We start from the raw sequence: 24,705 nt of genomic DNA on the forward strand, positions 1-24,705 counted from the left end.
GCCGCCCTCCGTCATTGCCCAGAGATTGGCGCGCATCACCAACCCACATGGTTCGGTGTTGCGCGCCTCTTCATTTCCCAGCGCTATAAATTGATATAGGCGGTGCTGCGGCGGGGAGCGTGCTCCAGCTGCCGCATGCGAGGCCCGGATCAATCCCGCTCCGGCCTGCGAGAGAGGACGACACCTCATGCGCGTGACGATGATCGGTTCGGGCTATGTTGGCCTGGTCTCCGGTGCCTGCTTCGCCGATTTCGGCCATGTCGTGACCTGCGTCGACACCGATGCCGGCAAGATCGGGGCGCTCAACCGCGGCGAGATCCCGATCTTCGAACCCGGCCTGGACGACCTCGTCGCCAAGAATGTGCGTGAGGGCCGCCTCTCCTTCACGACCGAGTTGGCCGATGCCGTCCGCGGCGCCGACGCGGTCTTCATCGCGGTCGGTACGCCTGCCAGGCGTGGCGACGGCCATGCCGACCTCTCCTATGTCTATCAGGCCGCTCGCGACGTCGTGGCCGAGCTTGAAGGCTTCACGGTCGTCGTCACCAAGTCGACCGTTCCGGTCGGCACCGGCGACGAGGTCGAGCGGATCATGCGGGAGAGCCGGCCGGAGGCCGATTTCGCAGTGGTCTCGAACCCGGAATTCCTGCGCGAGGGCGCCGCGATCAGCGACTTCAAGCGTCCGGACCGGATCGTGATCGGCACCGACGACGCGCGCGCGCGCGCCGTGATGGAAGACATCTACCGGCCCCTTTATCTCAATGCCGCGCCCCTGCTCTTCACCTCGCGCCGAACCTCCGAGCTGATCAAATACGCCGCCAACGCCTATCTCGCGACCAAGATCACCTTCATCAACGAAATGGCCGATCTCTGCGAGGCGGTCGGCGCGAATGTCCAGGAGGTCGCGCGCGGCATCGGCCTCGACAATCGCATCGGCGCAAAGTTTCTGCATGCCGGCCCCGGCTATGGCGGCTCCTGTTTTCCGAAAGATACGCTGGCCTTGATGAAGACGGCGCAGGACCTCGCTGCTCCGCTGCGGATCGTCGAGACCGTCGTCGCCGTCAATGACCAGCGCAAGCGCGCCATGGCCCGCAAGGTGCTCGCCGCCTGCGGTGGTTCGGTGCGCGGCAAGCGGATCGCCATCCTTGGCCTCGCCTTCAAGCCGAACACCGACGACATGCGCGAAGCGCCCTCGATCGCGATCATCACCGCGCTCCAGGATGCCGGGGCCGAGATCATTGCCTATGATCCCGAGAGCATGGATGCGGCCAAGCCCCTGCTGCCCGGAATCTCTTATGCGAACGACGCCTATTCCTGCATCAGGGGCGCAGATGCGCTGGTGATCGTGACGGAATGGGACGCTTTTCGCGCGCTCGATCTCGCCGCGGTCAAGGCCGCCCTGCGCGAGCCCGTCGTTGTCGACCTGCGCAATATCTACCGCTCGGACGACATGCGCCGCCGTGGCTTCCAGTACAGCAATGTCGGCAATGCCTGATCGACGCACTGCCTTGATAGCGTCACAGGCAGCCCCCACCTCTTGACCCGACGGCGCACCCGCGCCGCCCAAATGAGAGGAGATGACGATGACGCCGCAAGAACGCGACGTGATCGCCGGGATTTTCGATCGCCTGAGACAGGCGGCCAACCAGCCCCGCGACCCCGAGGCTGAACGCTACATCGCGGAGCGCCTGCGCGAGCAGCCCTATGCGCCCTATGCCATGGCGCAGGCCGTCTACGTTCAGGAACAGGCGCTGACCAACCTTCAGGCGCAGGTCGAGGAACTGCAGGCGCAGGTTCGTGACCTGCAGAGCAGACCGACCGAGGCTCCGGCACAGGCTGGCGGCTTCCTGTCGGGCATCTTCGGCGGCGCATCTCGGCCAGCGGACGCTCCGGCACGCAGCGGCTCCGTGCCGGCCTTCCCGGCGCGCCCGGCAGGGCAAGCCCCGTCGGCCGCCTGGACCGGCCAGCAGCCGCAGCAGCAGCGAGCCCCCGGTCAGGCTTTCGGCGGCCCGCAAGGCCAGCAGCAGGCCGGCCCCTGGGCGAACCAGCAGGCCCAGGCGCCCGGACGTGGCGGTGGCTTCATGGCCTCCGCGCTGACGACGGCAGCCGGCGTCGCTGGCGGCATGATGCTCGGCAATGTCCTGACCAACGCCTTTGGCGGCGGCAAGGGCGGCGAGGCAAAGGCCGCGGAGACGGCAGATGCCGGCAAGGCGGCCGACGCCAGCAAACCGGCCGATACGGCTGAAAAGGATGCCGGCACCACCGATAACCAGCAGGCGGCCTATGATCAGGGTGCTTCCGACCAGGCAACCTATGATCAGGCCAGCTACGACGAGCCCTATGAACCCGGCCAGGACGACGACCCCATCGATGATGGCGGCGACTGGGCCTGATTCCGGCTGCATCCCCCCGTACCAACAACGGCTCGCCCTCCGGCGAGCCGTTTTCGTTTAGGGCCTTCCCAACCCGATGATCACCTCTTAGATTAGAATAATTCTAATCTAAGAGGTGATCATGAAACGCATCGACGATCTGGACGAGGCCGAGATCCTCGCGCTCGCGATCGCCAATGAGGAAGAGGATTCCCGGATCTACCTTTCCCTCGCCAATCGCCTTCGGCCGATCTACCCGCATTCCGCCGAGGTCTTCGAGGAGATGGCGGCGGAAGAGCAAAGTCATCGCCACAGCCTGCTTTCGCTCTATGAGCGGCGCTTCGGCAAGGAACTGCCTTACATCACGCGCCAGGATGTGAAGGGGTTCCTGAAGCGCAACCCGGTCTGGCTGATGGACGGGCTGCGACTCGACACCGCCCGGACGCAAGCGGCTCTGATGGAAGAGGAAGCCTCGGGCTTCTACGCGCGTGCCGCGCAACGGGCGCATGACGTCGAGACGCGCAGGCTCCTGGCCGACCTTTCCGAAGCCGAGAAATCGCATCAGAGCCTGGCGCAGCGCCTCGGCGAAACCATCCTGACCTCAGACGTGACCGCCGAGGAGGACCAGACCCGTCATCGCCTGTTCGTGCTGCAGATCGTTCAGCCAGGACTTGCCGGATTGATCGACGGTTCGGTTTCGACGCTCGCGCCGATATTCGCGGCCGCCTTCGCGACCCATGATTCCTGGAATGCCTTCCAGGTCGGCCTCGCCGCATCGGTCGGTGCGGGGATCAGCATGGGCCTCACCGAAGCTTTGTCGGATGACGGCGCCATCACGGGGCGGGGGCATCCCTGGGTCCGTGGTGCTGCCTGCGGCGTCGCGACCACGGTCGGCGGGCTCGGCCATACCCTGCCCTACCTCATCCCCGATTTCTGGACCGCGACCGCCATTGCCGGCATCGTCGTGGCGATCGAGCTGATCGTGATCGCCTGGGTGCGCTGGCGCTATATGGAGACGCCGTTCACATCGGCGATCGTCCAGATCGTGCTCGGTGGCCTGCTGGTGCTTGCAACCGGCATCTTCATCGGCAGTTCGTGACGGCTGCGCAGGTGGTGCGCTGCCTCAGATCACCAGCACCTTTGCGCCGACCCGCACCCGGCCATACAGGTCCGTCACATCGTCATTGGTCATGCGGATGCAGCCTGAGGAGACGGCTTGACCAATCGTGTGCGGCTCGTTCGTGCCGTGGATGCGATAGAGCGACGACCCGAGATAGAGCGCGCGCGCGCCCATCGGATTCTCGGGCCCACCGGCCATGAAGCGCGGCAGATCCGGGCGACGTTTCAGCATCTCGGCCGGCGGCGTCCAGCTCGGCCATTCCGCCTTGCGCGTCACAGCCTTCATGCCGGCCCATTCGAAACCTGGTCGCCCAACGCCGATGCCATAGCGCAAGGCGCGGCCACCAGGCTGGACGAGAAAGAGAAACTTCCGCGGCGTGTCGATGACGATGGTGCCCGGCTTGTGAGGGCCGTCATAGGCGACTTCCTGCTTCTGGAAACGCGGATCGAGCACGCGCTCGATCGGCCGCTCCATCTGCATGGGCTCACCCAGCGCGGCCATGCGGCGCCCGGGTGCCCGCGGCTCGGATGCCTGCTCGAACGGATCGGCGCCGTAGCCCTGCGCGCGTACGACGCGCTGGCCATAGGCGGAGTAGCCGCCCGGCCGATTATAGACCGCCCCGCCCCGGCCCTGGGGCGTTGGGTCCCGACCGGTCATCAGCATCTCGATGAAGCCGCCACCGTAGTTGCCACGCGCGGCAGAGCCGGTCACCAGGGGATCGGCAGGGCGCCCGTAGCTCTGCGCGGAGACGGGGCCGTTGGTGGCGCATATCCCGGACAGGATCGCGAGCGGAACGAACAGGACGGGACGCATGACGCAACTCTCTTCAGCAAGCTGCGAAGAGCCTGGGGAGCCGCCCTCAAAGGAATGGTGAATCGCTGCCGCTTCGTCAGCGTTTCCGCCAGCAATCGCCTGGATTCAGCGAATTAACCTTAGCAACCCGCCTAGAGAGAGAGTGAACGAAGCGTTTCGGCTGACCTCGCAGAGCCTCTCGGCCGGTCCCGAGCTATCGGGCAAACCTTGCCATGTCACCGGGGCGCACGGCTTCGGCGCATGAGCCACCACAATGAAAGCCTGGTGCGGCTCCGCATCACGTCGCAGGCCAGGATGACTGCCGCGTAGACAAGCGCGCCTACGCCGACCTGGAGCGCGAGTTCGATCGGGGCTGCGAAACGGCCCGATAGCGGCCAGGTTGCAGCAACCATCGACAGGACAGCGACCAGCACGCAGGCACAGTCTCGCAGTGGTGGCCAGACCGGCAGCGAACGGAGTGCCGCTGCCGCTGTCAGGCCGAGCGCGACGATGAAGGCACTCGCCTGTGCATAGGCGTAACGCAGCGGTCCTGCGCTGCCCCATGGCCCAAGCGCCAGCAGCAGATTGCAGGCCAGGCCGAGCCCCGTTGCCATGGGTGCGATGCGGGTGCGCTTGTCGAGGAGAAAGACCGGGATGAAAGCCGCCTGCGAGATCATCAAAGCCAGAAAGCCTGGGATCAGGATCGACATGTAGGCTGAGAAATGGCCGTGAAAGCTCAGCGGAACCACAAGTCGTTCAAAAGCGGGCAGGACGATCCAGAACCCGGCGGCGACGGGGAGCGCCACCATCAAGACCACGACGACGTTGTCTGCGATGCGCCTTAGCGCTGCCCGCCGCCCGCGCGTCTCGTCCAGGCGAATGACTTCCCGCAGAAGCACGATCTCCAGCATCGAGGCGAGCGTGCCGAAGAGCTTCAGTCCCATATCCGAGGCCAGCGAGAAATAGCCGGCCTCGGCAAAGCCATGGGCGCCAGCCAGCAGGGAGCGGTTGATGAGCGGGATCAGCGAATAGATCGCGTTGCTGCCGATCAGCGGCAGGGAATAGATGAAGAAGCTCCAGGCGACGGCCTTGTCGGCGGCCGAGAACGAGAGCGGCGCATCGGCCAGTGCCCGCCGGACAAGAAGCAGCGCCACCACCACGCTGATCAGGCCGCCGAGCAGAACAATGGCGGGATCGCGTGTGATCCAGGCCCCGCCGACCATCAGGATCAGCGCCAGAACATTCTTGACGATGATCAGCTTGGCGTAGGCGGCATCCAGAAAGCGGGCGCGTGCGACTGCGCCGTGATAGTCGAACAGGCCGGCGCCGATGCCGCCGAGCACGGCAGCCGCAAGCAGCATCGCCGGCAGCCGGAAATCTATGCCCGCCACGATCGCCGCGATCAGCAGGCCGGACAGGGCAATGCTGATGCCGGCCGCCAGGATATCCAGCGTCGCGCGAACTTCCGGCTGCTTCTCGCGCGCCGCCAAGGAGTAGAAGCGAATCGCCGAGACCCTGAGCCAATCCAGCAGCGCAGTGTTGACCAGCACCACGATGGCCGCGCCAATGGCGTAGAGCCCGAAGGCCGCAGGCCCCAGAAAATAGGCAATGAGCAGACCGAGAACGAAATTCAGCCCGGCATTGATGATGAAGGGCACGAGAACAGTCATATGATCCCGGTCATGGCGCCAGCACGAAAGTGTCGCGCGACTCACGCGGCGACCACATCATCGATCCACATCTGCCCTAACCGCCCGCTCGTGCATTTCCAAGCGGAAGCGCGCCGAATCTCGGTTCATTCACGTTTCGGGTGGGCCGCCGATGCGGCATTTGCATTGCTGAGCTGAAGGGCATGCGCACAGCGATGGCGCCTCCCCCTTGCGCCAATCCGGATTGGCCTGCATCGCTGCGGCATGATCGCAAGCCTTCCGCCGCTTCGCGCCGCGCGCGACGATGATTCAGAACCGCTCGCCGCCCTGATCGCCGCGAGCTTCGCCGAATATCCCGACTGCCATTTCGACTGGTCGGAGTTTCCAGAGTTGCGGAGGCCGGCGAGCTATTTCGCGGCCAAGGGTGGCCGACTCTGGATCGCAGATGCGCCTGCTGGCGGGATCGCCGGGTCGCTCGGCATCTTTCCAGTTCCCGAACAGAATGCCGCCGAGCTTGCGAAGGTCTACGTTTCTCCCGCCTGGCGCGGGGCCGGCCTTGCGCAGGTCCTCTTTGCAGAGGCGCTGCGCTTCGCGGAAGCCGGCGACCATGCAGAGATGATCCTGTGGTCCGACGCGCGCTTTGCGCGCGGCCATCGCTTCTACGAGAAGCTCGGCTTCGTCCGCTGGCCGGGGCAGCGCTATCTCGGCGATATCTCCTTCAGCTGGGAGTATCATTTCCGCAAGCGTCTCACCGGCCAACCGGCATGACCGCCGGCACAGCGCTCCGAGCCGTCTTCGGCATCGCCCTGCTCACCGCAATGGACGCGGTGATCAAGGCGCAGATGCAGCACCATCCCTTCATCGTCGCCCTGTTCATGCGCTTTGCCGCAGGCGGCCTTTGCGCACTCGTCGTGCTTGCGGTGGTGCGCCCGGCGTTCCCGACCCGCAGCAGCCTGATCGGCAACATCGTGCGCGTGCCGCTCGTGGTGCTCACCGCCGGCAGCTTTTTCTATTCCATCTCGGTGCTCCCTCTGGCAGAGGCGCTCACCCTGTCCTTCCTTGCACCGGTCTTCGTCGCCCTGCTCGGCGGATTTCTGCTCAAGGAACGGCTCGACGGGCGCATTCTCCAGGCCCTCGGCTTCGGCCTGCTCGGCATGCTCGTCATGGTCTGGCCCAGGCTGCACGGCGGCGTCACCGGAGCGGAGCTCGGCGTCGCCGCAGCCCTGTTCTCGGCAGTGTCCTATGCCTTCAATCTGATCCTGCTGCGACGGATCGCCGTGAAGGAACATCCGGCCGTCATCGTCGCCTTCCAGAATTGCGGGCCGGCGCTTTGCCTCGCCATTCCCGCCTGGCTCGCCTTCGTACCCATGACCGGCAGAGACCTGCTGGCCTATCTCAGCGCCGGCCTGCTCGGCGTCGCCGGCCATCTCATGCTGACCTCCGCCTTTGCCCGCGCAGCAGCGTCGCGGCTCGCGCCAATCGAATACACGGCGCTTGTCTGGGCGAGCCTGCTCGGGTTTGCCTTCTTCGGCGAAGTTCCGCTCTGGACCACCTATGCGGGCGCCGTCTTGATCGTCGCCGGCGCCGTGGCGGTCAGCAGACGCTGAAGTCTCGGCCCGAAGGCCGGATTTCGGCTTTCGGGAAGGCCAGTGTCGGGCCGGATCCGATACGACATCCGGTCGGACGATCGAGCGGCTGCCGCAAAAGCGCCCGATTGATTGCGACTTCTGCTGCCGTCCGAACAGCACGCGGAGGGGCCCACCGGTGAGTGCGTTCTTCATCGCGGCAGCGCTGTGATCCATGAGATCCTCCCGACATCCGCGTCACGGATCGCAAGCCCGTGGCGCCATCGGCTCGCTCGGTCTGCATGTCGGTCTTTTGGGGGCTTTGATCTGGCTACCCAGTATCGAGCCGTTGAAACCGGTGCCGGAAGACAGCATCGAGGTCGAGTTGGTCACGCCGCAACAGGTCGAAGCCGTGGCCGAACCAAGGCAGAAGGAGCCCGTTCCCGAGGCTCCGAAGCCTGCACCGGCAGAGATCACTGCCGCAGCGCCGCAATCTCCTCCGCAGCCCCGCCCCAATCCCGCTCCTGTCGCCGCGGCGCCCGTCATGATCCGGGCAAGACGAACGCTTTCCGGCAAGGTTCTGGCCGAACCGCGCAGCCGGCAGGCGCGGGAAGCCCTGACCCAGTTGGAGCCCTCAGAGCGCATCGAGCAATTATGCAACCTCGAAGCAATGAGCCAGATCCAGGCATGGAAAGCCGAGTTCCAGCCAGACAGGGTTGTCGCCTACGCCATGGCGGACATCAGATTCTCGGCAGGAATGCTGCAGGCCGACGGCGCCGCCTTCCGCAGCAAGCAGCGATGGTACAGGCTCAAATTCAGATGCGAGACCACGCCCGATCGCACCAAGGTCGCCGGTTTCGAGTTCCTGGTTGGCGATGCGGTTCCCCGCAGCGAATGGGCTGCGCACAATCTCCCCACGATGCACTGAAGCAGGCGCCGCCGTTGCGTTTGCCGTGGTCCTTCAGCCTTCCGGGCGGCCGCAATAAGCCTCGATCCGGTATCCGTCCGGGTCGACCGCAAAGGCCGTGTAGTAGTTCGGCCCGTAATCCGCCCGCAGCCCCGGCGCGCCATTGTCCGTGCCGCCCGCGCTGATCGCAGCGGCATGAAAGGCGTCGACGCTCGCCCGGCTGGGGGCCGCGAAGCAGAAGTGGAGGTTCGAACCCGGATCCGGCGGGACCGGGGCCTTGGCTGCTCCGATCCAGAAGGCGACCGCATCTCCGCCATAGCCTAGCGAGCTGTCGTCCTGGCTCAGGCAGCGATAGCCGAGCGCTCCAAGCGATGCATCGTAGAAGCGCTTGGTGCGGGCGATCTCGCGAACGCCAATCGAAACATGGTCGAACATGGAGGTCCTCCTATGGGGTGGTTTCAGGCAGTGAGGCGCCGGGCGCGGAAATCGGCCTGGAGGCGCCAGGTCTTTCCATCATCGGATGAAAGGTCTCCGAGCCAGCGGAACGCGTTCGGTGTGATCTCGGTAAAGCGCCAGCGGATCGCGGTGCCGTCCTCCAGTTTGCCGTGCTGGACGATATCTGGCCCCTCTGCCCGACCGAGCTGACGCGTGTAATACTGCTTGAGCGGGTCGCTCCAGAGGATATGCCAGGAGTCGAGCGCGGGGTCGTAGACCCTCAGCGTCGTGCCGTGGAAGAAGCCGGGCAGGACCCAGACATCCTGGATCGCACGTCCTCCCAGAACCCAGCCGAAACAGATCTCACCCTTGCCTTCATGCCGAGTGCCATCATCGGCATGCATCACGGCATCCATCGCCCATGCCCCGATGAGCCAGCTGTAGAGACCCATCTGCTCGACCCGATCGGGCGCGGGCCCGTCGGCATGGAGGACCTCCTTCAAAGTGGTGATGGCCACTGCCATGTTCAGGCTCCAGTGCTGTGCAGAATGCCGCGAGTTAAGTCGCTCTCACTGCCTGGCGCTTGGGAAAAATTGCTGAATCGAGATGACAGCGACGTCGCAACTTCTGGCATCCGGCCCGGGCTGGCGTGTGCGTGACATCGTCTGCACGGCGGGCCCGTCCGATCCTGCCTTCGAGGAACGGCATGAGCATTGCTGCATCGCCGTCGTCACGGCGGGCAGCTTTCAGTATCGCTCTTCGCTCGGAACCGCCCTGCTCGCGCCGGGCGCAATCCTGCTCGGCAACCGAGGCACGTGCTTCGAATGCGGTCATGAACACGCGATTGGCGATCGCTGCCTCGCCTTCCAGTTCGAGCCCGAACACCTGGAAGACATCGTAGCCGGCGTGCCGGCAGCCAAGCGGTTCGAATTTGCGCGGGCCTGCCTGCCACCGTCGCTGGCATCGTCCCGGCTCGCGGCAGTAGCGGAGGCTGCGCGCTGCGATGCAAACCAGCTCGAGGAGATCGCGGTTCGGCTTGCTGGGGCTGTCGCAGCCCTGCAGAATGGCGAGCCCCCGGCGGCAGTCGCCCCCAGCGCCCAGGACGCGCGCCGGGTCACCAGAGCATTGCGGCTGATAGAAGCTCAAAGCGAGCAGCCGTTGACGCTCGCCGGTCTCGCCCGCGAGGCGGCGATGAGCCGCTATCATTTTCTGCGAACCTTCCGGACGCTCATCGGCATGACGCCGCATCAGTTCCTGTTGCGGACACGGATGCACCGCGCCGCGACGATGCTTAGCCGGTCCAACCTGACAATCGCGAACATCGCCTTCGATGCAGGCTTCGGCGATCTCTCGACCTTCAACCGCCGCTTCCTCCAGGTGATGGGATCGTGTCCCAGCGCGTACCGTGCCCGGCCCTAGATCGCCGTGCGTCCGTTCGGACGCAGGACCGGCGATCTATCTCTTTGTTTGATCATCGGATTTTTTCGAAAACCGGATTCCACTTTTCGGTCCGATGCCCTAGCGCCAGCGGTAATAGGTCAGCGCGAGCCCGATGCAGTGTTCAAGCGGCCCGACAGGGATGTCTTCATCCTGGTGGAAGACGAGGGCGCGGCTGCCTTCGAAGCGAAAGGTGTCGGGGTAGTGGCGCGCGAAGGTCTCGACCAGTGTCGTCTGGCAATGGACATACATCGCGTAGTGACTGCTCAATCCCTTCAGCGCAGCGACCCTTACGGTCGTCCCCACACGCTGTTTCACAGGGAGATAGGCAGGCTCGCCCCATTTCAGGGTTTCGACGAGTCCGCCGAGCCCGGTCGCCCGGGCGCCTGTGTCGAGGATAAGCTGTCGCAGCCGGAGCAGCGGCGCCCTCAGCGGCTCAGCGAATGACTGAAAAGCTGCGTCGACCGCGAGATCCTGAAACGCCGCGAATTGCATGGACAACTCAGCCCCGGGGCATCGGCGCGTATCCTAGTCACGAACCGCTTGACGACGCCACTTCAGCGGCCTGCCGCAACGCCGACCGGAAAGATCATGCAGGTTTCGGTGCCATGCGCGAGCAGCTTGCCGCGCTCGTCTGTGAGCCTGCCTTCGGTCGTCGCGACCGTACCCCCGCGATGGATCAACTTGCCTTCGCACCGTACGATACCGCTTCCCGGCATCACCGGACGGACATAGTTGATCTTCATCTCGAGCGTCGTGTAGCCCTCGCCTGCCTTCAGCGTCGCGTGAGCGGCGCAGGCCATGGCTGAATCGAGGATCGTCGCGGTCCAGCCGCCATGGATCGTGCCAAGTGGATTGAAGTAGCGCGCCGACGGCTTGCCGACGAATACCACCCGCCCCTCCTCCACCTCCGCGAGATCGAAATCCATGGCATCGGCGAAGGGCGCGCCGGGATGTCGCCCCTCCATCATGCCACGCAGGAAGGACACACCGTCCTCGGCCAGCAAGACCTCGCGCGAGACGACGCCGATCTTTCGCGACATGGACAGCCCTCAATTAACGTGCAGATACACGTTACTGAGACGCCGCGGATCGTCAAGGTCTGCTTCCACCCGAGACAGCGTTCAGGTCGCGCCGCGGGCAACCCGCCGCAAAGCCCGCAGGCCATCGCGGGTCTCGTTCCATCTTTCCCGGCCGAGCCCGCCCTCGATCCGCTCCTGCGCCGCCTGCCAGTAAGGGATCGCGGCCTCGATCGCCGCGCGGCCCTTGTCGGTCACGGCATAGACCAGGGCCCTGCCCTTGCACTCCAGCGGTTCGATCAGCGCCTCCGCGGCGAGCAATTGCAGGTTGCGGGTGAGCGAGGTGCGTTCCAGCGCAAAACGCTCGGCCAGTTCGGTCACGGATCGGAAGGCGCCGGTGCTGAGCGCCGAGAGCAGGACGAACTGGGTGATCTTCAGCCCGCTCGGCCGCATCGCCTCGTCATAGGCGCGCGTGACGGCGCGTGCAGTCATTCGAACGTGCAAGGCGACGCAGGAGCGGGCGATGTCGTCAAGCCGGGGATCGGGCACGGGCTCGGTCATTCCAACAGGATAGCGCGTCGCTTGGGGTTGCGCAGCATCCCTCTTGCCACGCCCTGTCTTGCGACGCCGCAATTTCGATTCACTTTCCGCCGAGAAGCTTCCTTGACTCATCCCGGGGGCGAGCCTATCTCCGCCGCATCCGTTAGCACTCGGCACCCGAGACTGCTAACAGATGCCGGCCGTGTTCCCACGCAGGCCGCGCGTTCCGTTTCTACCTTCTTAGAGGAAGACAGAACCATGAAGTTCCGTCCGCTGCATGACCGCGTCGTGGTCCGTCGCCTTGATGGCGAAGAGAAGACCAAGGGTGGCATCATCATCCCCGAAACCGCCAAGGAAAAGCCCCAAGAGGGTGAAGTCGTCGCCGTCGGCCCTGGCGCCCGCGACGAAGCCGGCAAGCTCGTTGCCCTGGACGTGAAGAAGGGCGATCGCGTCCTCTTCGGCAAGTGGTCGGGCACCGAGGTCAAGATCGATGGCCAGGATCTCCTGATCATGAAGGAATCCGACATCATGGGCGTCGTCGGCTGAACGCCGCGCGACCTCCATTCCCCGTTTTCATTAAGGAGTAGCTCGCATGGCTGCTAAAGACGTCAAGTTCTCCACCGACGCGCGCGACCGGATGCTGCGCGGCGTCGAAATCCTCAACAACGCCGTCAAGGTCACGCTTGGTCCCAAGGGCCGCAACGTCGTGATCGACAAGTCGTTCGGCGCTCCCCGCATCACCAAGGACGGCGTCACCGTCGCCAAGGAGATCGAGCTCGCCGACAAGTTCGAGAACATGGGCGCCCAGCTGGTGCGCGAAGTCGCCTCGAAGCAGAACGACGCCGCCGGTGACGGCACCACGACGGCCACCGTGCTCGCCGCCGCGATCATGCGCGAAGGCCTGAAGTCGGTTGCCGCCGGCATGAACCCGATGGACCTGAAGCGCGGCATCGACCTCGCGGTCGAAGCCATCGTCACGGACCTGAAGAAGAACTCGAAGAAGGTCACCTCGAACGCGGAAGTCGCGCAGGTCGGCACCATCTCGGCCAACGGCGACGAGTCGGTCGGCAAGATGATCGCCACCGCGATGCAGAAGGTCGGCAACGAGGGTGTCATCACCGTCGAGGAGGCCAAGACCGCCGAGACCGAGCTCGATGTCGTCGAAGGCATGCAGTTCGATCGTGGCTATCTCTCGCCCTACTTCATCACCAATGCCGAGAAGATGGTTGCCGAGCTCGAGGACCCCTACATCCTCGTTTTCGAGAAGAAGCTGTCGTCGCTCCAGGCGATGCTGCCGATCCTCGAGGCCGTCGTTCAGACCGGCAAGCCGCTGCTGATCATCGCCGAGGACGTGGAAGGTGAGGCTCTCGCCACCCTCGTCGTCAACAAGCTCCGTGGCGGCCTGAAGGTCGCGGCCGTCAAGGCTCCGGGCTTCGGCGATCGCCGCAAGGCCATGCTCGAGGACATCTCGATCCTGACCGCCGGTCAGCTGATCTCGGAAGACCTCGGCATCAAGCTCGAGACCGTGACGCTCAACATGCTCGGCCGCGCCAAGAAGGTGCGTATCGAGAAGGAGAACACCACGATCATCGACGGCGCCGGCAAGAAGAAGGACATCGAGGGCCGCGTTGCGCAGATCAAGGCGCAGATCGAGGAGACCTCGTCTGACTACGATCGCGAGAAGCTCCAGGAGCGTCTGGCCAAGCTCGCTGGCGGCGTCGCGGTGATCCGCGTCGGCGGCGCGACCGAAGTCGAAGTCAAGGAGAAGAAGGACCGTGTCGACGATGCCCTGAACGCGACCCGCGCTGCGGTCGAAGAAGGTATCCTGCCGGGTGGTGGCGTGGCGCTCCTGCGCGCGCTCCAGACCGTCAAGTCGATCAAGACCCAGAACGACGACCAGAAGACCGGCGTCGAGATCGTCCGCAAGGCGATCACCGCTCCGGCCCGCCAGATCGTCGACAACGCTGGCGATGACGGCGCTGTCGTGGTCGGCAAGCTGCTCGAGTCGAAGGACTACGCCTACGGCTACAATGCCCAGACCGGCGAGTACGGCGATCTGGTCAAGGCCGGCATCATCGACCCGACCAAGGTCGTGCGCACGGCGATCCAGGACGCGGCTTCGGTCGCCGGCCTGCTGATCACCACCGAGGCGATGATCGCCGAGCTGCCGAAGAAGGACGCCATGCCGGCCATGCCGGGCGGCGGCGGCATGGGCGGCATGGACTTCTGATCGAAGTCCATCGCTTCTCGCGAATACGACGGAGGCCCGGCGCAAGCCGGGCCTTTTTCTTATCTGCCAGCCCCTGGCTCTGCCTTGCCGCGCGACAGTGGCCCGACGCGTCACGCAACCGCCATCCCGCCGTAATCGCGCCGTCGCGTCCCGCTGAGCAAATGACGCTCACTGTTTCAGGGGCCAGATATGCTCACACGTCGCACCATGATTGCCGGCCTTGGCGCCCTCACCGGCCTTCCCGCCCTGGCCCAGAGCGACTGGCGCCAGAGCATCAAGGAAATCCGCTTCGGCGTCTCGTCGGCAGAACATGAAGCGGGCGCGATCGCCCGCAACCAGCCGGTGATCGACTATCTCACTGGCAAGCTCGGCGTTCCCGTGAAGCTCTATCGGGTCAGCGACTATGCCGGCCTCGTCGAGGCACTGCGGGCCGACCAGCTCGAATTCGCCCGCTTCGGGCCCGCGGTCTACTCGCTCGGCCGCCGCGTCCTCGGCGACAAGCTGCAGCCTCTGTTCCGCGACATCGATAACAACGGCCAGGAAGGCTATTACTCGGTCATCGTCGTTCGTGCCGACAGCCCCTACAAGTCGGTTGCGGACCTGAAGGGCAAGAACTTCGCTTTCGCCGATCCGAACTCGACATCGGGCTTCGCCTTCCCGTCCTATTTCCTGCGCAAACAAGGCTTTGATCCGCAGAATCATTTCGGCGGCACCGTCTTCTCCGGCGGCCACGACAACTCCGTGCTGGCGCTGGTGCGCGGACAGTTCGACGGGGTTGCGACCTATCAGGTCAACGAGACCTCCGGCGTCGTCCAGCGTCTCACCGCGCGCAACATGATTCCGGCCGGCGCGACACGTGTGATCTGGACCTCGCCTCTGATCCCCTCCAGCCCGTTCTCGACACGGGCCAACCTGCCCCAGGGACTGAAGGATGCCTTCGTCGCTGCGATGATGGCGATGAAGGCGGAGGCACCCGAGGTCTGGAAGGTCTATACCGACGGTCAGGTTTCCGCCTACGCCCCGGCGAAGCACGAGGACTATCTCGACGTCATCGCGGTGACGGAGGAGCTTGAAGCCCGACGCAAGCAGAAGCCCGCAGGCTGAGCGGCGATCTGCCGCCGCAATGCAGCACGACAGGCGTTTTCAACAATGAAGTCGCCGATCGAAGTCGGGAATTGGTTCCGCAGGCCGCACCGGCTCTTGCACCGACTTTGGTTGCAGGCCCTATTCCCGCAAGCTGCGGCATTCCGCCGCGCTCTGTGGCACTCACTCGCGAAGGTCTGCTCCATGCTGAACTCGCCCGCCCTTGCCGACGGCACCAAGCTCGTCGGCCGCATCCTGCTTGCCCTGATGTTCGTGCTCGCTGGCTACTCCAAGATCAGCGGCTATGCTGGTACACAACAATACATGGCCTCGGCTGGCGTACCCGCCATTCTGCTGCCTCTCGTGATCGCGGTCGAGCTTCTGGGCGGCCTGATGGTCGTTCTCGGCTGGAAGACGCGTCTTGCTGCGTTTGCCCTTGCCGGTTTCACTCTGGCTGCGACGCTGCTGTTTCACATGAACTGGGCACAGCCCATGCAGCAGCTCCTCTTCATGAAGAACCTCTCCGTCGTCGGCGGCTTCCTCGTGCTGTTCGCCGCGGGGCCGGGCCGGCTGTCGCTCGATCGCGGCTGACGCTGCATCACAAATCGCTGAAATCGACACGCCCGGCCTTGAGCCGGGCTTTTTTGTCTGGTGCGGTCGGCTAGAAGATATAGTTCACATGCGCCGGCGCTGGCGCGAATTCCCCGGTAAGGAAGACCTGATGCGTCTTTTGAGTTTCTTTGTCGCTGCGCTCGCCGCCATCGCGCTTGTGGCGTGGCAGCAGAGCGGCAGCGGCGGCATGCTCGGCATGGGCGCCGTGGGTGTGCTGCTTGCCCTCGCGACCTTTCGCTCGACCGAAGTCAGCTTCTTCCTGAAGATCTTCTCCGGGATTTTCGGCGTGGAGTACGTCGTCTTCGGGGCCGGCTCGGTGCTGGCACAGCTAGGCTATTGGCCGGCCAACTTGGCGGCGCTCGCTCCTCCTGCCAGCCTCGCCACGACGGTCGCCGTCTTCGGCATCCTGATCTATGCGATCTCGTTCATCCCCGTGATCCAGCGCATCTCACGCCTGGCGTCGCCCTATTTTTCCTCGACCGCGACCACGACGGCGCAGCTTTGGCCCTTCGGCACCTTTCAGATCCAGCTCGGGCGTCTCGGCGTCATCCTGCTGATCTTCCTGGTGGTCCTGAACCAGGCGCAGGTTGGCATCTCGCTGCGCCTGAGCTTCTTCAATCGCGATTTCTACGACGCGATACAGAATAAGGACGCGCCGTCATTCTGGTATCAGTTGATCTTCGTCTTCAGCGTCTGGGCCGCCATATCGGTGGTCTCGAACCTGATCGAGATGTTCGCCAACTACACGCTGCTGATCCGCTGGCGGCGCTGGATGGCCGAAAAATACAGCAAGAGCTGGCTCGGCAATGCCACGCATTACCGGATCTCGCTGGCGGGCACTGCCGACAACCCTGACCAGCGTATCGCGGAAGATACCCGCGCCTTCGTCAACCAGACCTACAACTTCGCCCTGCCGCTGCTGTCGCAGATTTCGACACTCGTCTCGTTCTCGATCATCCTCTGGTCGATCCCGGTCCCGATCACCATCCCGGGCACCGAGATCATCATCCCGGGCTTCCTGCTGTGGATGGCGCTGATCTACTCGATCGCGGCGACCTGGATTACGCATCTCATCGGCAAGCCGCTGATCGGGCTCGAATTCGAGCAGGAACGCCGGGAGGCTAATTTCCGCTTCTCGCTGGCTCGACTGCGTGAATATTCCGAGCAGATCGCGCTGATGCGCGGCGAAGCTTCCGAGCAGCGGCACCTGAGCCAGCGCTTCGGCGACATCGTCACGAACTTCTATCGACTGGTCTGGAGCAGGGTGAAGCTGACCAGCTTCACCCTGTCCTATAATCAGGCGAATGTGGTCGTGCCCTATGTGCTGCTCGCGCCGCACTACTTCACGGGCATCATCACGCTCGGCATCATGACGCAGGTCGCCTCGGCCTTCGATCGCGTCCAGACGGCGATGTCGTTCTTCATCAACAGCTATCAGGCCATCGCCTCCTATCTGGCCTCGATCAACCGCCTGACCACCTTCGAAGGCGCGATCGCGCAGGCGCAGGCAGCCACGGCCGGCGAGAAGGGCATTCACCAGGCGGCACTGCCCGGAAACGCGGTCCATATCGACGGCACGACACTGACGCTACCGAATGGCACGCCGATCGTGCGGGTCGATGGGCTCGAACTCGGGGCCGCGCGTTCGACGCTGGTGATCGGACCGTCAGGATCGGGAAAATCGACGCTGTTCCGCGCCATAGCCGGCATCTGGCCCTTCGGTGAAGGCAAGGTCGGGGTTCCCGCCAGCGCGCGGATCATGCTGCTGCCGCAGCGCCCCTATCTGCCGCAGGGGACCTTGCGCGCCGCCATGTCCTATCCAGCGGTCGACGACACCTATTCCGATGCCGACATTGCGACCGCGATGACCCAGGTCAAGCTGGCCCACCTGATCGACCGGCTCGACGATGTCGATCTCTGGGCACAGCGCTTGTCAGGCGGCGAGCAGCAGCGCCTTGCCGTTGCGCGCGCCTTGCTGGCAAAGCCCGACTGGCTCTTCCTTGACGAGGCCACCGCCTCGCTCGACGAGAAGCTGGAAGGGGAAATCTACGACCTCATCGACCGGACGCTGCCGCAGACGAAGATTGTCTCGATCGGGCATCGCTCGACATTGCGGGAGATGCACGACGAAATCGTCGTCATGCAGCCGAACGCGGATGGAACGCACAGCCCCCGCGCGATGGTCCGTGAGCCAGCTGTTCAGTCGTGAGTAACGAGCGCCCGTAGCCGGGCGCTTGTCTGACTTTCCCGCGCCACGCCTCGTGTCGGGAAAGGCAGATCGTCAGGAGAACCGGAGCCGGTGGCTGACCGTCGTCAGATGCCGCGATCGAAGCGCAGCTCGCCCGATGAGCTCTTGATCACCAGCCTGCCCTCGACGAGGTCCCAGTTGCGGGCTCCGCGCAGAGCGACCAGATAGGCCCGCTCGAATTCGGCAGCACCCTTGTCGCAGGAGCGCTTGGTGATGGCCATGGGGCCAACCGCGATCCCCTGCTGGCGCAGCGGGTATGCCGCAGCGGAAAACGTATTGCAGCCGCTGTAACCCGTGCCACGCAGGTTCGAGTCGATCTGCAGCGTCGCCTTGCGCTCGGCGATGGACTTGCCGTTCATCGAAACCGCCGTCCAGGAAGCGCCCAGGGGGAAGGTCTTTTCCTGCTGCGCCGACGCAGGTGCCTGCCCCTGCTGGTTCTGCTGCGCATCACGCGGCGTCAGCGCCTTCCGCTGAGCGGAAGCCGGCGAGACGATCAGCAGTGGCGCGAGGCTCAGGGCGAAGACAGCGGCGTAGCCAAGGCGTCGATTCATCATTTCTCTACCTATGCGGGGTCGGGACGATAGCCCACGCCCCGCTCTCATGGAAACGCCTAGAACCGTATCGCGTTGGGATCAACTGCGATCATTGCGACAACGTTGCTTTGCCGAGTGGCAGCGCCAGCAACGTCACGCGGCATCGCGTCGGAAATGGGGCCGGCTTCAGCCCAAGGTAACGCCAAATCTCGCTCAGATGCGCGCCAGCAGGCGCTCCAGCAGGGGGTTGGCCTTGCGGAAGACATAGGCCGGGGCGTTGACGGTGATCTCATCAGCGCCGGAGCCGGCCAGGTCGTCGACCAGTGCGAAGACCGCCTTCTCCGGGCAGTGGATGGCCAGGATACCGCTCTCGGCATTCGCACCGAAGGGCAGCCGCGCGCCATGTCGCGCCGCCATCTCCTCGATGGCAACTGGCTTCGCGTCGATGAGCCGCGCGCGGATCTCCCGGACCGAACGCCCCTCCTCCTCGGCCGCGATGCGCGAGAGAATGGCATTGGCGGCGGCGCGCGCGCGCGGACTCCACGGGGCCCGCACCGAGGCGACGAGGTTGGCCTCGGAGGCCAGCATGACGCCATCGTCCAGAATCTTCAGGGCGTTGGCGGCCAGCGTCGCGCCGGTCGTGGTGATGTCGACGATGATTTCCGCGGAGCCGGCGGCCGGCGCCCCCTCCGTCGCGCCCAGGCTCTCGACGATGCGGTAATCGCCAAGCCCGTGCTCGGCGAAGAAGCGGCGTGTCAGGTTCACATATTTGGTGGCGACGCGCAGTTTACGGCCATGGCGTGCGCGCATATGGCTCGCGACATCGTCGAGATCGGCCATGCAGCGGACATCGATCCAGGCCTGCGGCACGGCGACCACGACATTGGCGTGGCCGAAGCCGAGCGGCGTCAGCATCTCGACAGCGGCATCGGCATCGGCCACCTGTTCGCGCACGAGGTCCTCGCCCGTGATCCCGAGATGGGACGCGCCGGAAGCCAGTTGCGAGACGATCTCCGAGGCCGAGAGGAACGCGACTTCCGCGCCGTCCAATCCCGCGATCGTGCCGCGATAGTCGCGCGAGCCACGCGACTGCACGAATTTCAGCCCGGCACGGCCGAAAAAGGCAGTGGCGTTTTCCTGGAGCCGCCCCTTCGAGGGGACCGCGAGAACCAGCGGAGCGTCGCTCATGATGATTGTCCCGTCAGCCGGTCGAGCCAGAGCGAGGCGCCGACTGCCGGGGCCGGCTGAGGCGCACCGAGGCGACCGAGCACGTTGTCGTAGCGGCCACCGCCGGCAACGGGCCTGCCGTCGCTGCGGCTCAGATCATGCAGCTCGAAGATGAAGCCGGTGTAATAGTCGAGATTGCGGGCGAAGCCCGTCGAGAAGGAGATCTGGCCGACATCGACACCACGCGCCGCAAGGAAGCCGGTGCGCTCGTCGAAGGCGTCGAGTTGCTGGCCGAGATCGAGCGAAGCCTGGTCGGAAAGTGCCCGCAATGCGGCCGACGCGGCATCGGGATCACCCGTGATGGCAAGGGCCTGGCCGAGCACGGCCTTCACATCCTCATTGACCGGGTTCTCGCGCTCGGCGGCACGGGCCAGGAAGCGTTCGGCGATATCGCCGGCGGAGCGGCCGCCGACCGTCGAGATCCCGGCGATCGACAACACATCCTCGACAAAGGCCTTGGCCGCCTTGGGATCCTGCCCCTCCAGTGCCTTGAGCAGTCCTGCATGAGCCGTTTCGCCAGCGGCGGCCGGCGGATCGAGCGCCTCGACCGCCTCGGCCGCCTTGCCCTGCACGACCGCGCGCATCAGCCGGCGGCGTGCACCCTGCGGCACGGCCAGACCATCGAGCAATGCGCCGAGCAGTGCGACGTCGCCCATCAGAACACGCGGCTGCGTCAAGCCAAGCGCCGCCGCCGCCTCGATCGTCAGTGCCATGATCTCGGCATCGGCTGCGGCAAAATCCTCGCGGCCAAAGGACTCGAGCCCGGCCTGTGCGAATTCACCTGGCTCACGCGAGCGCATGCGGAAGACCGGTCCGGCATAGGCATAGGCCATTGGCGCACTCACGCCCGCCGCGATGTGATCCAGCGCCACCGGAATCGTATATTCCGGGCGAAGGCACCAATCGCGGCCGTCGGCATCCTGCGTCATGAAGATGCGCCGGCGGATATCTTCGCCCGAGAGATCGAGAAAGACATCGGCCGGCTGCAGAATCGCCGGCTCGGCGCGCTGATAGCCCTCAGCGGCGAGGAGCGCGATCACGGTGTCGATGCTGGCGCGTGTGGCGGACAAGGGCAGCTTCCTGTTGCGCGGCTGTCCTAGCAGCCGCGCCATGGATTTTCGATGGTTTTTAGGGAATTGGGTTAGCGGGATTTGCGCGGGCGTCCGTCCCGGGTGGAACGCGAACGCTTTGCCCTTCCGCAGATCTGGAGGAGGCAAAGCGGTATGTCGGGCAAGGAAGGCTCGGAGTGCCAGCCTCTTACCTGTGCCCGGCCGGCCCTCCGCCCTGCCCGGAGCTGAGCGTCGTCGGGCTCAGCCGTGTCGCTTCAGCACCCGCTTCACCCCCTCGACCAGCTCGCTCACCGGCACGGCGAACTGAGCCTCGGCCTGCCTGGCCTTGTGCTCTGCCGAATCCTTGACGTCGCGGCTGGCGGCAGCGAGTTCCGCGCCGAGGATCAGGTCCTTGATCACGATCGTGCCTGCCTCGCGCTCGGAGGAGCCCTGGATCACCGCACAGACCGCGCCGCGCTTGTCGGCATATTTCATCTGGGCGTTGAAGCCGGACCCGCCGAGATAGAGATCGGCACGCAGCAAGGGCTTGCCATCCCCATCCCGGACCTGGCGGAGCTGAGACACGAATGCCTGATAGGCCGGCATATGCTCGGGTGTCTTGTTGTCCATGGCGGTGACGACGACGAGCGGCAGTTCGTTCTTCGTGTCGACCAATGGCGACTTCACCGCCTTCAGTGCCGAATAGAGCCGCGAGACACCGATCGAGAAACCCGTCGCCGGCACCGGTTCCGGCCGGAAGCGGCCGACCAGCCCGTCATAACGCCCGCCGCCGGCGACCGAACCGAAGCGCACGACCTGACCGTCGTCATTGGTGACCGGGAAGGTCAGCTCCACCTCGTAGACCGGGCCGGTGTAATATTCGAGGCCGCGCACGACGGAAGGATCGATGACGACGCGGTCGGCATAGCCAGCCGCTGCGATCAGATCAGCCATCATGCGCAATTCCTCGGCCCCTTCATGGCCAACGGGCGTCGACGCGAAGCCATCTGCGAGACGCTGCGCGGTCGCGGCATTGTCTGCGGCCCTGGCATCAAGAATGGACAGGACGCGCGTGGCCTGTTCGGCGCCCAGCCCCGCACCCTTCGTGAAATCGCCGCTCTCGTCCTTGCGCCCGTCACCCAGCAGCAACCGCACGCCGTCGGGGCCGAACTTGTCGAGCTTGTCTATTGCACGCAGCACGGTCAGCCGGCGCCCGGCATTCTCCTCGCCGCCAAGCCCGATCGCCTCCATGACGCCATCGAGCACCTTTCGGTTGTTGACCTTGACGACATAGTCGCCGCGCTTGATGCCGAGACGCTCCATCGTGTCGGCAGCGAGCATGCAGATCTCGGCATCGGCCGCGACCGAGCCCGAACCGACGATATCGGCGTCGAACTGCATGAACTGACGGAAGCGCCCGGGCCCGGGCTTTTCGTTGCGGAAGACGTAGCCCGCGCGATAGCTGCGATAGGGTTTTGGCAGCGCATCGAAATTCTCGGCGACATAGCGCGCCAGCGGCGCCGTCAGGTCATAGCGCAGCGAGAGCCACTGCTCGTCGTCGTCCTGAAAGGAGAAGACGCCCTCGTTCGGCCGGTCCTGGTCCGGCAGAAATTTTCCGAGCGCGTCTGTGTACTCGACGAAGGGGGTCTCGACCGGGTCGAAGCCATAGAGCGAAAAGCTCTCGCGAATGACGGACAGCATGCGCTCGGTCGCCGCCACATCGGCAGGACCGCGGTCGATGAAACCACGCGGCTGGCGGGCTTTCAGCTTGTCGGGTTTCGACATGGTTCAGGCTTCACTTCTTGAACGAGATGCGGAACGGCCCGCAGGATAAGGTCCCGCGTTCGGTAACTTGACCGGGCAACGGGGGCAAGCACGCTTGCCCCTCCCCGAGCGGGAAGCGCCTATTCGGCCGCGAACAGCATGTCTTTCTGCTGACGCGGCTCACCGAGGGGGGCATCCTTGATCCCCGCCCTTGCCAGCTTCTCCGGCAGCGGCCCGCCGGTGGCCCAGTCGAGCAGCTCGGCAGTATGCACGACCGGGGTCGTCGCGCCCCGGTCGGCAAAGCCCTTCGCGAGCTGGGTCATGCAGCCGATATTGCCGGTGGCGACGATCTGCGGCTTCGTCTTCTCGATATGGCCGATCTTGCGTTCGCGCAGCTGTCCCGCGATCTCGGGCTGGAGGATATTGTAGACACCGGCCGAGCCGCAGCAGATATGGCCCTCCGGCACCTCCTTCACCTTGAAGCCGGCTCCACTCAGAAGGCGCTTCGGCCCGTCCTTGAGCTGCTGCCCGTGCTGCATCGAGCAGGCAGAGTGATACGTCACGGGCAGCGCGACCTCACGGACATGGCGCAGCTCGAGCGTCTCGAGGAACTCGGTGACATCCTTCGCGAGGCTCGAGATCGTCGCCGCCTTCTCCGCATAGGCCAGCTCGTTGCGGAACATGAAGCCGTAATCCTTGACCGTGGTGCCGCAGCCTGAGGCGGTGATCAGGATGGCATCCAGCCCCTCGCCGTCGACCTCGGCCATCCAGGCGTCGATGTTGCGCCGGGCAAAGACATGACTGTCCTGTTCGCGGCCCATGTGATGGACGAGCGCGCCGCAGCAGCCCTCGCCCTTCGGCAGCACGACCTCGACGCCATGGCGCGTCAACAGGCGGATCGTCGCTTCGTTGATGGCGGGGTCGAGCACCGGCTGGGCGCAGCCCGAAAGCAGCGCCACGCGCTTGCGGCGCACGGCCGTGACGGGGAAAACCTGCGGCCCCTCCATGGTCGAGCGCGCCGGCAGGCGTGCAGGCGCCAGCGCCAGCATCGCCTTCAGCCGCCCGCCGACCTGCGGCAGCAGGCCGAGAAGGCTCCCGAAGGGTTTGCCCAGCATCGCCGCCAGCATCGCGGTGCGGAACCGACCGGGATAGGGCAGGATCGCAGCGAGCACCCGGCGCAACGCCTCGTCATGCCAGGAACGCTGATAGGTCTCCTCGATATGGGCCCGGGCATGATCGACAAGGTGCATGTAATGCACGCCTGAAGGGCAAGTCGTCATGCAGGAGAGGCAGGAAAGGCAGCGGTCGACATGCTTCACCACCTGCTCGGTGGCCGGCTTGCCGTTCTCCAGCATGTCCTTGATCAGATAGATACGCCCGCGCGGGGAATCGAGTTCGTCACCCAGCAAGAGATAGGTCGGGCAGGTCGCCGTGCAGAATCCGCAATGCACGCAGGTGCGCAGGATCTTCTCCGATGCCGGCAGGCGCGGATCGGAGGCGAGGTGTTCGGGCGTGAAGTTGGTCTGCATCGGTCAAGCCCCTCCCTGCCAGATTTTGATCCAGTCGGTGGGGTAGATCAGCATGATGATATTCAGGGTCAGGTTGTCGCGGATCAGGTAGCCGACCACCAGCTCCATCCCGAGCGCGAGAGAAATGGTGAGCCAGACGGGCAGGACACGGGCAAGAAGAAAGCCCACGATCATCGCCGCGATATCGGAGACTGAATTGATGATGCTGTCGCCGGTATAGCCGAGCGAGATTGTCATTTCCCGGTAGCGATCGAGCATGGCCGGGCTATTCTCGGCGATTTCCCAGGCATTCTCGATCAGGATCGCGAGGAGAAGTGCCTGCCCGAACGAGATTGGCAGTCCGGTCAGCCGGCGGATCGACCAGAACAGCCCGTAGAAGAGGAAACCGCGGATGATGTGGGAGAAGGTGTACCAGTCGGCAATGTGCTGAGAGTTCTCCGACGACATGACCTCGCCGTACCATGGCTTGACGTAGCCGCATTTGCAGATCGGCTCGCGCCCCATGACAAACAGGATCAGGGCAGCCGCGGCAATCATCAGAGCCGCGACGAGGGCGATCGTGCCCGGCCTGAACCGCCCCGGCGCCCATGCTTCCCG

Annotated in this window: 25 protein-coding genes; 12 read left to right on the forward strand and 13 right to left on the reverse strand. The window is 64.9% G+C overall.

Annotated elements, in window-relative coordinates; genetic code table 11:
* The first annotated feature begins 187 nt into the window (after positions 1-187).
* The 3 genes from BIWAKO_RS03425 to mbfA all read left to right on the forward strand — a co-directional run bounded on the left by BIWAKO_RS03425 (position 188) and on the right by mbfA (position 3,468).
* Positions 188-1,492: a UDP-glucose dehydrogenase family protein gene (locus BIWAKO_RS03425; protein ID WP_069877348.1), complete on the forward strand. Its 1,305-nt coding sequence runs from the start codon at positions 188-190 to the stop codon at positions 1,490-1,492.
* An 88-nt stretch (positions 1,493-1,580) separates the two neighbouring features.
* A complete protein-coding gene (locus tag BIWAKO_RS03430) occupies positions 1,581-2,390 on the forward strand; it encodes a DUF2076 domain-containing protein (protein WP_069882130.1) in 810 nt (269 codons plus the stop codon).
* Between the two features lie 121 nt (positions 2,391-2,511).
* Positions 2,512-3,468 carry an iron exporter MbfA gene (mbfA, locus tag BIWAKO_RS03435; RefSeq protein ID WP_069882131.1) on the forward strand — a complete coding sequence of 319 codons (957 nt, stop codon included), beginning with the start codon at positions 2,512-2,514 and terminating at the stop codon, positions 3,466-3,468.
* A 24-nt stretch (positions 3,469-3,492) separates the two neighbouring features.
* Here the strand turns inward: mbfA and BIWAKO_RS03440 are convergent, their stop codons facing one another.
* Complete coding sequence (locus BIWAKO_RS03440; protein ID WP_074471499.1) at positions 3,493-4,302, reverse strand: L,D-transpeptidase; 810 nt, start codon at positions 4,300-4,302, stop codon at positions 3,493-3,495.
* A 215-nt stretch (positions 4,303-4,517) separates the two neighbouring features.
* Entirely contained in the window at positions 4,518-5,951 is a 1,434-nt protein-coding gene (locus BIWAKO_RS03445; protein ID WP_069877349.1) for a lipopolysaccharide biosynthesis protein, read from the reverse strand.
* A 243-nt stretch (positions 5,952-6,194) separates the two neighbouring features.
* Between BIWAKO_RS03445 and BIWAKO_RS03450 the strand changes: the two genes are divergently transcribed.
* The 3 genes from BIWAKO_RS03450 to BIWAKO_RS36560 all read left to right on the forward strand — a co-directional run bounded on the left by BIWAKO_RS03450 (position 6,195) and on the right by BIWAKO_RS36560 (position 8,423).
* Positions 6,195-6,698 (forward strand): GNAT family N-acetyltransferase, encoded by a 504-nt coding sequence (locus BIWAKO_RS03450; RefSeq protein WP_069877350.1) that lies wholly within the window; start codon positions 6,195-6,197, stop codon positions 6,696-6,698.
* Positions 6,695-7,537: a DMT family transporter gene (locus BIWAKO_RS03455; protein WP_069877351.1), complete on the forward strand. Its 843-nt coding sequence runs from the start codon at positions 6,695-6,697 to the stop codon at positions 7,535-7,537. Before BIWAKO_RS03450 ends, BIWAKO_RS03455 begins: the two co-directional genes overlap by 4 nt.
* Positions 7,538-7,730: 193 nt before the next feature.
* Positions 7,731-8,423, forward strand: coding sequence for a DUF930 domain-containing protein (locus BIWAKO_RS36560; protein ID WP_069877352.1), 693 nt, complete (start codon positions 7,731-7,733; stop codon positions 8,421-8,423).
* A 33-nt stretch (positions 8,424-8,456) separates the two neighbouring features.
* Here BIWAKO_RS36560 and BIWAKO_RS03465 read toward each other — a convergent pair whose 3' ends face one another.
* Both BIWAKO_RS03465 and BIWAKO_RS03470 read right to left on the reverse strand, forming a co-directional pair.
* Positions 8,457-8,837, reverse strand: coding sequence for a VOC family protein (locus BIWAKO_RS03465; RefSeq protein ID WP_069877353.1), 381 nt, complete (start codon positions 8,835-8,837; stop codon positions 8,457-8,459).
* A gap of 23 nt (positions 8,838-8,860) precedes the next feature.
* Complete coding sequence (locus BIWAKO_RS03470; RefSeq protein ID WP_069877354.1) at positions 8,861-9,361, reverse strand: hypothetical protein; 501 nt, start codon at positions 9,359-9,361, stop codon at positions 8,861-8,863.
* An 82-nt stretch (positions 9,362-9,443) separates the two neighbouring features.
* Here BIWAKO_RS03470 and BIWAKO_RS03475 point away from each other — a divergent pair, with 82 nt between their 5' ends.
* Entirely contained in the window at positions 9,444-10,256 is an 813-nt protein-coding gene (locus tag BIWAKO_RS03475; protein WP_069877355.1) for a helix-turn-helix transcriptional regulator, read from the forward strand.
* Positions 10,257-10,355: 99 nt separating this feature from the next.
* Here BIWAKO_RS03475 and BIWAKO_RS03480 read toward each other — a convergent pair whose 3' ends face one another.
* The 3 genes from BIWAKO_RS03480 to BIWAKO_RS03490 all read right to left on the reverse strand — a co-directional run bounded on the left by BIWAKO_RS03480 (position 10,356) and on the right by BIWAKO_RS03490 (position 11,785).
* Positions 10,356-10,769 carry a DUF1801 domain-containing protein gene (locus tag BIWAKO_RS03480; RefSeq protein WP_069877356.1) on the reverse strand — a complete coding sequence of 138 codons (414 nt, stop codon included), beginning with the start codon at positions 10,767-10,769 and terminating at the stop codon, positions 10,356-10,358.
* A 62-nt stretch (positions 10,770-10,831) separates the two neighbouring features.
* Positions 10,832-11,317, reverse strand: a complete 486-nt coding sequence (locus tag BIWAKO_RS03485) for a PaaI family thioesterase (protein ID WP_069877357.1) — start codon at positions 11,315-11,317, stop codon at positions 10,832-10,834.
* Positions 11,318-11,398: 81 nt separating this feature from the next.
* A complete protein-coding gene (locus BIWAKO_RS03490) occupies positions 11,399-11,785 on the reverse strand; it encodes a MarR family winged helix-turn-helix transcriptional regulator (protein WP_176733255.1) in 387 nt (128 codons plus the stop codon).
* Between the two features lie 306 nt (positions 11,786-12,091).
* On the opposite strand from BIWAKO_RS03490, the gene groES reads away from it, so the two are divergent.
* The 5 genes from groES to BIWAKO_RS03515 all read left to right on the forward strand — a co-directional run bounded on the left by groES (position 12,092) and on the right by BIWAKO_RS03515 (position 17,967).
* The gene (gene groES, locus BIWAKO_RS03495) at positions 12,092-12,379 is read left to right on the forward strand and encodes a co-chaperone GroES (protein WP_055727595.1); all 288 of its coding nucleotides are present in this window, start codon (positions 12,092-12,094) and stop codon (positions 12,377-12,379) included.
* A 46-nt stretch (positions 12,380-12,425) separates the two neighbouring features.
* Positions 12,426-14,063 carry a chaperonin GroEL gene (gene groL, locus BIWAKO_RS03500; protein WP_069877359.1) on the forward strand — a complete coding sequence of 546 codons (1,638 nt, stop codon included), beginning with the start codon at positions 12,426-12,428 and terminating at the stop codon, positions 14,061-14,063.
* A gap of 189 nt (positions 14,064-14,252) precedes the next feature.
* The gene (phnD, locus tag BIWAKO_RS03505; RefSeq protein ID WP_069877360.1) at positions 14,253-15,167 is read left to right on the forward strand and encodes a phosphate/phosphite/phosphonate ABC transporter substrate-binding protein; all 915 of its coding nucleotides are present in this window, start codon (positions 14,253-14,255) and stop codon (positions 15,165-15,167) included.
* 183 nt (positions 15,168-15,350) lie between these two features.
* Positions 15,351-15,737, forward strand: a complete 387-nt coding sequence (locus BIWAKO_RS03510; protein ID WP_069882133.1) for a DoxX family protein — start codon at positions 15,351-15,353, stop codon at positions 15,735-15,737.
* Positions 15,738-15,867: 130 nt separating this feature from the next.
* Positions 15,868-17,967 (forward strand): ABC transporter ATP-binding protein/permease, encoded by a 2,100-nt coding sequence (locus BIWAKO_RS03515; RefSeq protein ID WP_069882134.1) that lies wholly within the window; start codon positions 15,868-15,870, stop codon positions 17,965-17,967.
* A gap of 104 nt (positions 17,968-18,071) precedes the next feature.
* Here BIWAKO_RS03515 and BIWAKO_RS03520 read toward each other — a convergent pair whose 3' ends face one another.
* The 6 genes from BIWAKO_RS03520 to BIWAKO_RS03545 all read right to left on the reverse strand — a co-directional run bounded on the left by BIWAKO_RS03520 (position 18,072) and on the right by BIWAKO_RS03545 (position 24,666).
* Positions 18,072-18,557, reverse strand: a complete 486-nt coding sequence (locus BIWAKO_RS03520) for an META domain-containing protein (RefSeq protein ID WP_069882135.1) — start codon at positions 18,555-18,557, stop codon at positions 18,072-18,074.
* A 195-nt stretch (positions 18,558-18,752) separates the two neighbouring features.
* Positions 18,753-19,727: an ATP phosphoribosyltransferase gene (gene hisG, locus BIWAKO_RS03525; protein ID WP_069877361.1), complete on the reverse strand. Its 975-nt coding sequence runs from the start codon at positions 19,725-19,727 to the stop codon at positions 18,753-18,755.
* Positions 19,724-20,836, reverse strand: a complete 1,113-nt coding sequence (locus BIWAKO_RS03530; protein ID WP_244523347.1) for an ATP phosphoribosyltransferase regulatory subunit — start codon at positions 20,834-20,836, stop codon at positions 19,724-19,726. The genes hisG and BIWAKO_RS03530 overlap by 4 nt, the downstream gene beginning before the upstream one ends.
* 240 nt (positions 20,837-21,076) lie before the next feature.
* A complete protein-coding gene (gene hisS / locus BIWAKO_RS03535; protein WP_069877363.1) occupies positions 21,077-22,600 on the reverse strand; it encodes a histidine--tRNA ligase in 1,524 nt (507 codons plus the stop codon).
* A gap of 119 nt (positions 22,601-22,719) precedes the next feature.
* Positions 22,720-24,108 carry a glycolate oxidase subunit GlcF gene (gene glcF / locus BIWAKO_RS03540; RefSeq protein ID WP_069877364.1) on the reverse strand — a complete coding sequence of 463 codons (1,389 nt, stop codon included), beginning with the start codon at positions 24,106-24,108 and terminating at the stop codon, positions 22,720-22,722.
* A 3-nt stretch (positions 24,109-24,111) separates the two neighbouring features.
* Positions 24,112-24,666, reverse strand: coding sequence for a DUF2585 domain-containing protein (locus tag BIWAKO_RS03545; protein WP_069882136.1), 555 nt, complete (start codon positions 24,664-24,666; stop codon positions 24,112-24,114).
* Between the last annotated feature and the right edge of the window lie 39 nt (positions 24,667-24,705).

Origin of the sequence: Bosea sp. BIWAKO-01, from assembly GCF_001748145.1 — a bacterium.
Lineage (GTDB): Bacteria > Pseudomonadota > Alphaproteobacteria > Rhizobiales > Beijerinckiaceae > Allobosea.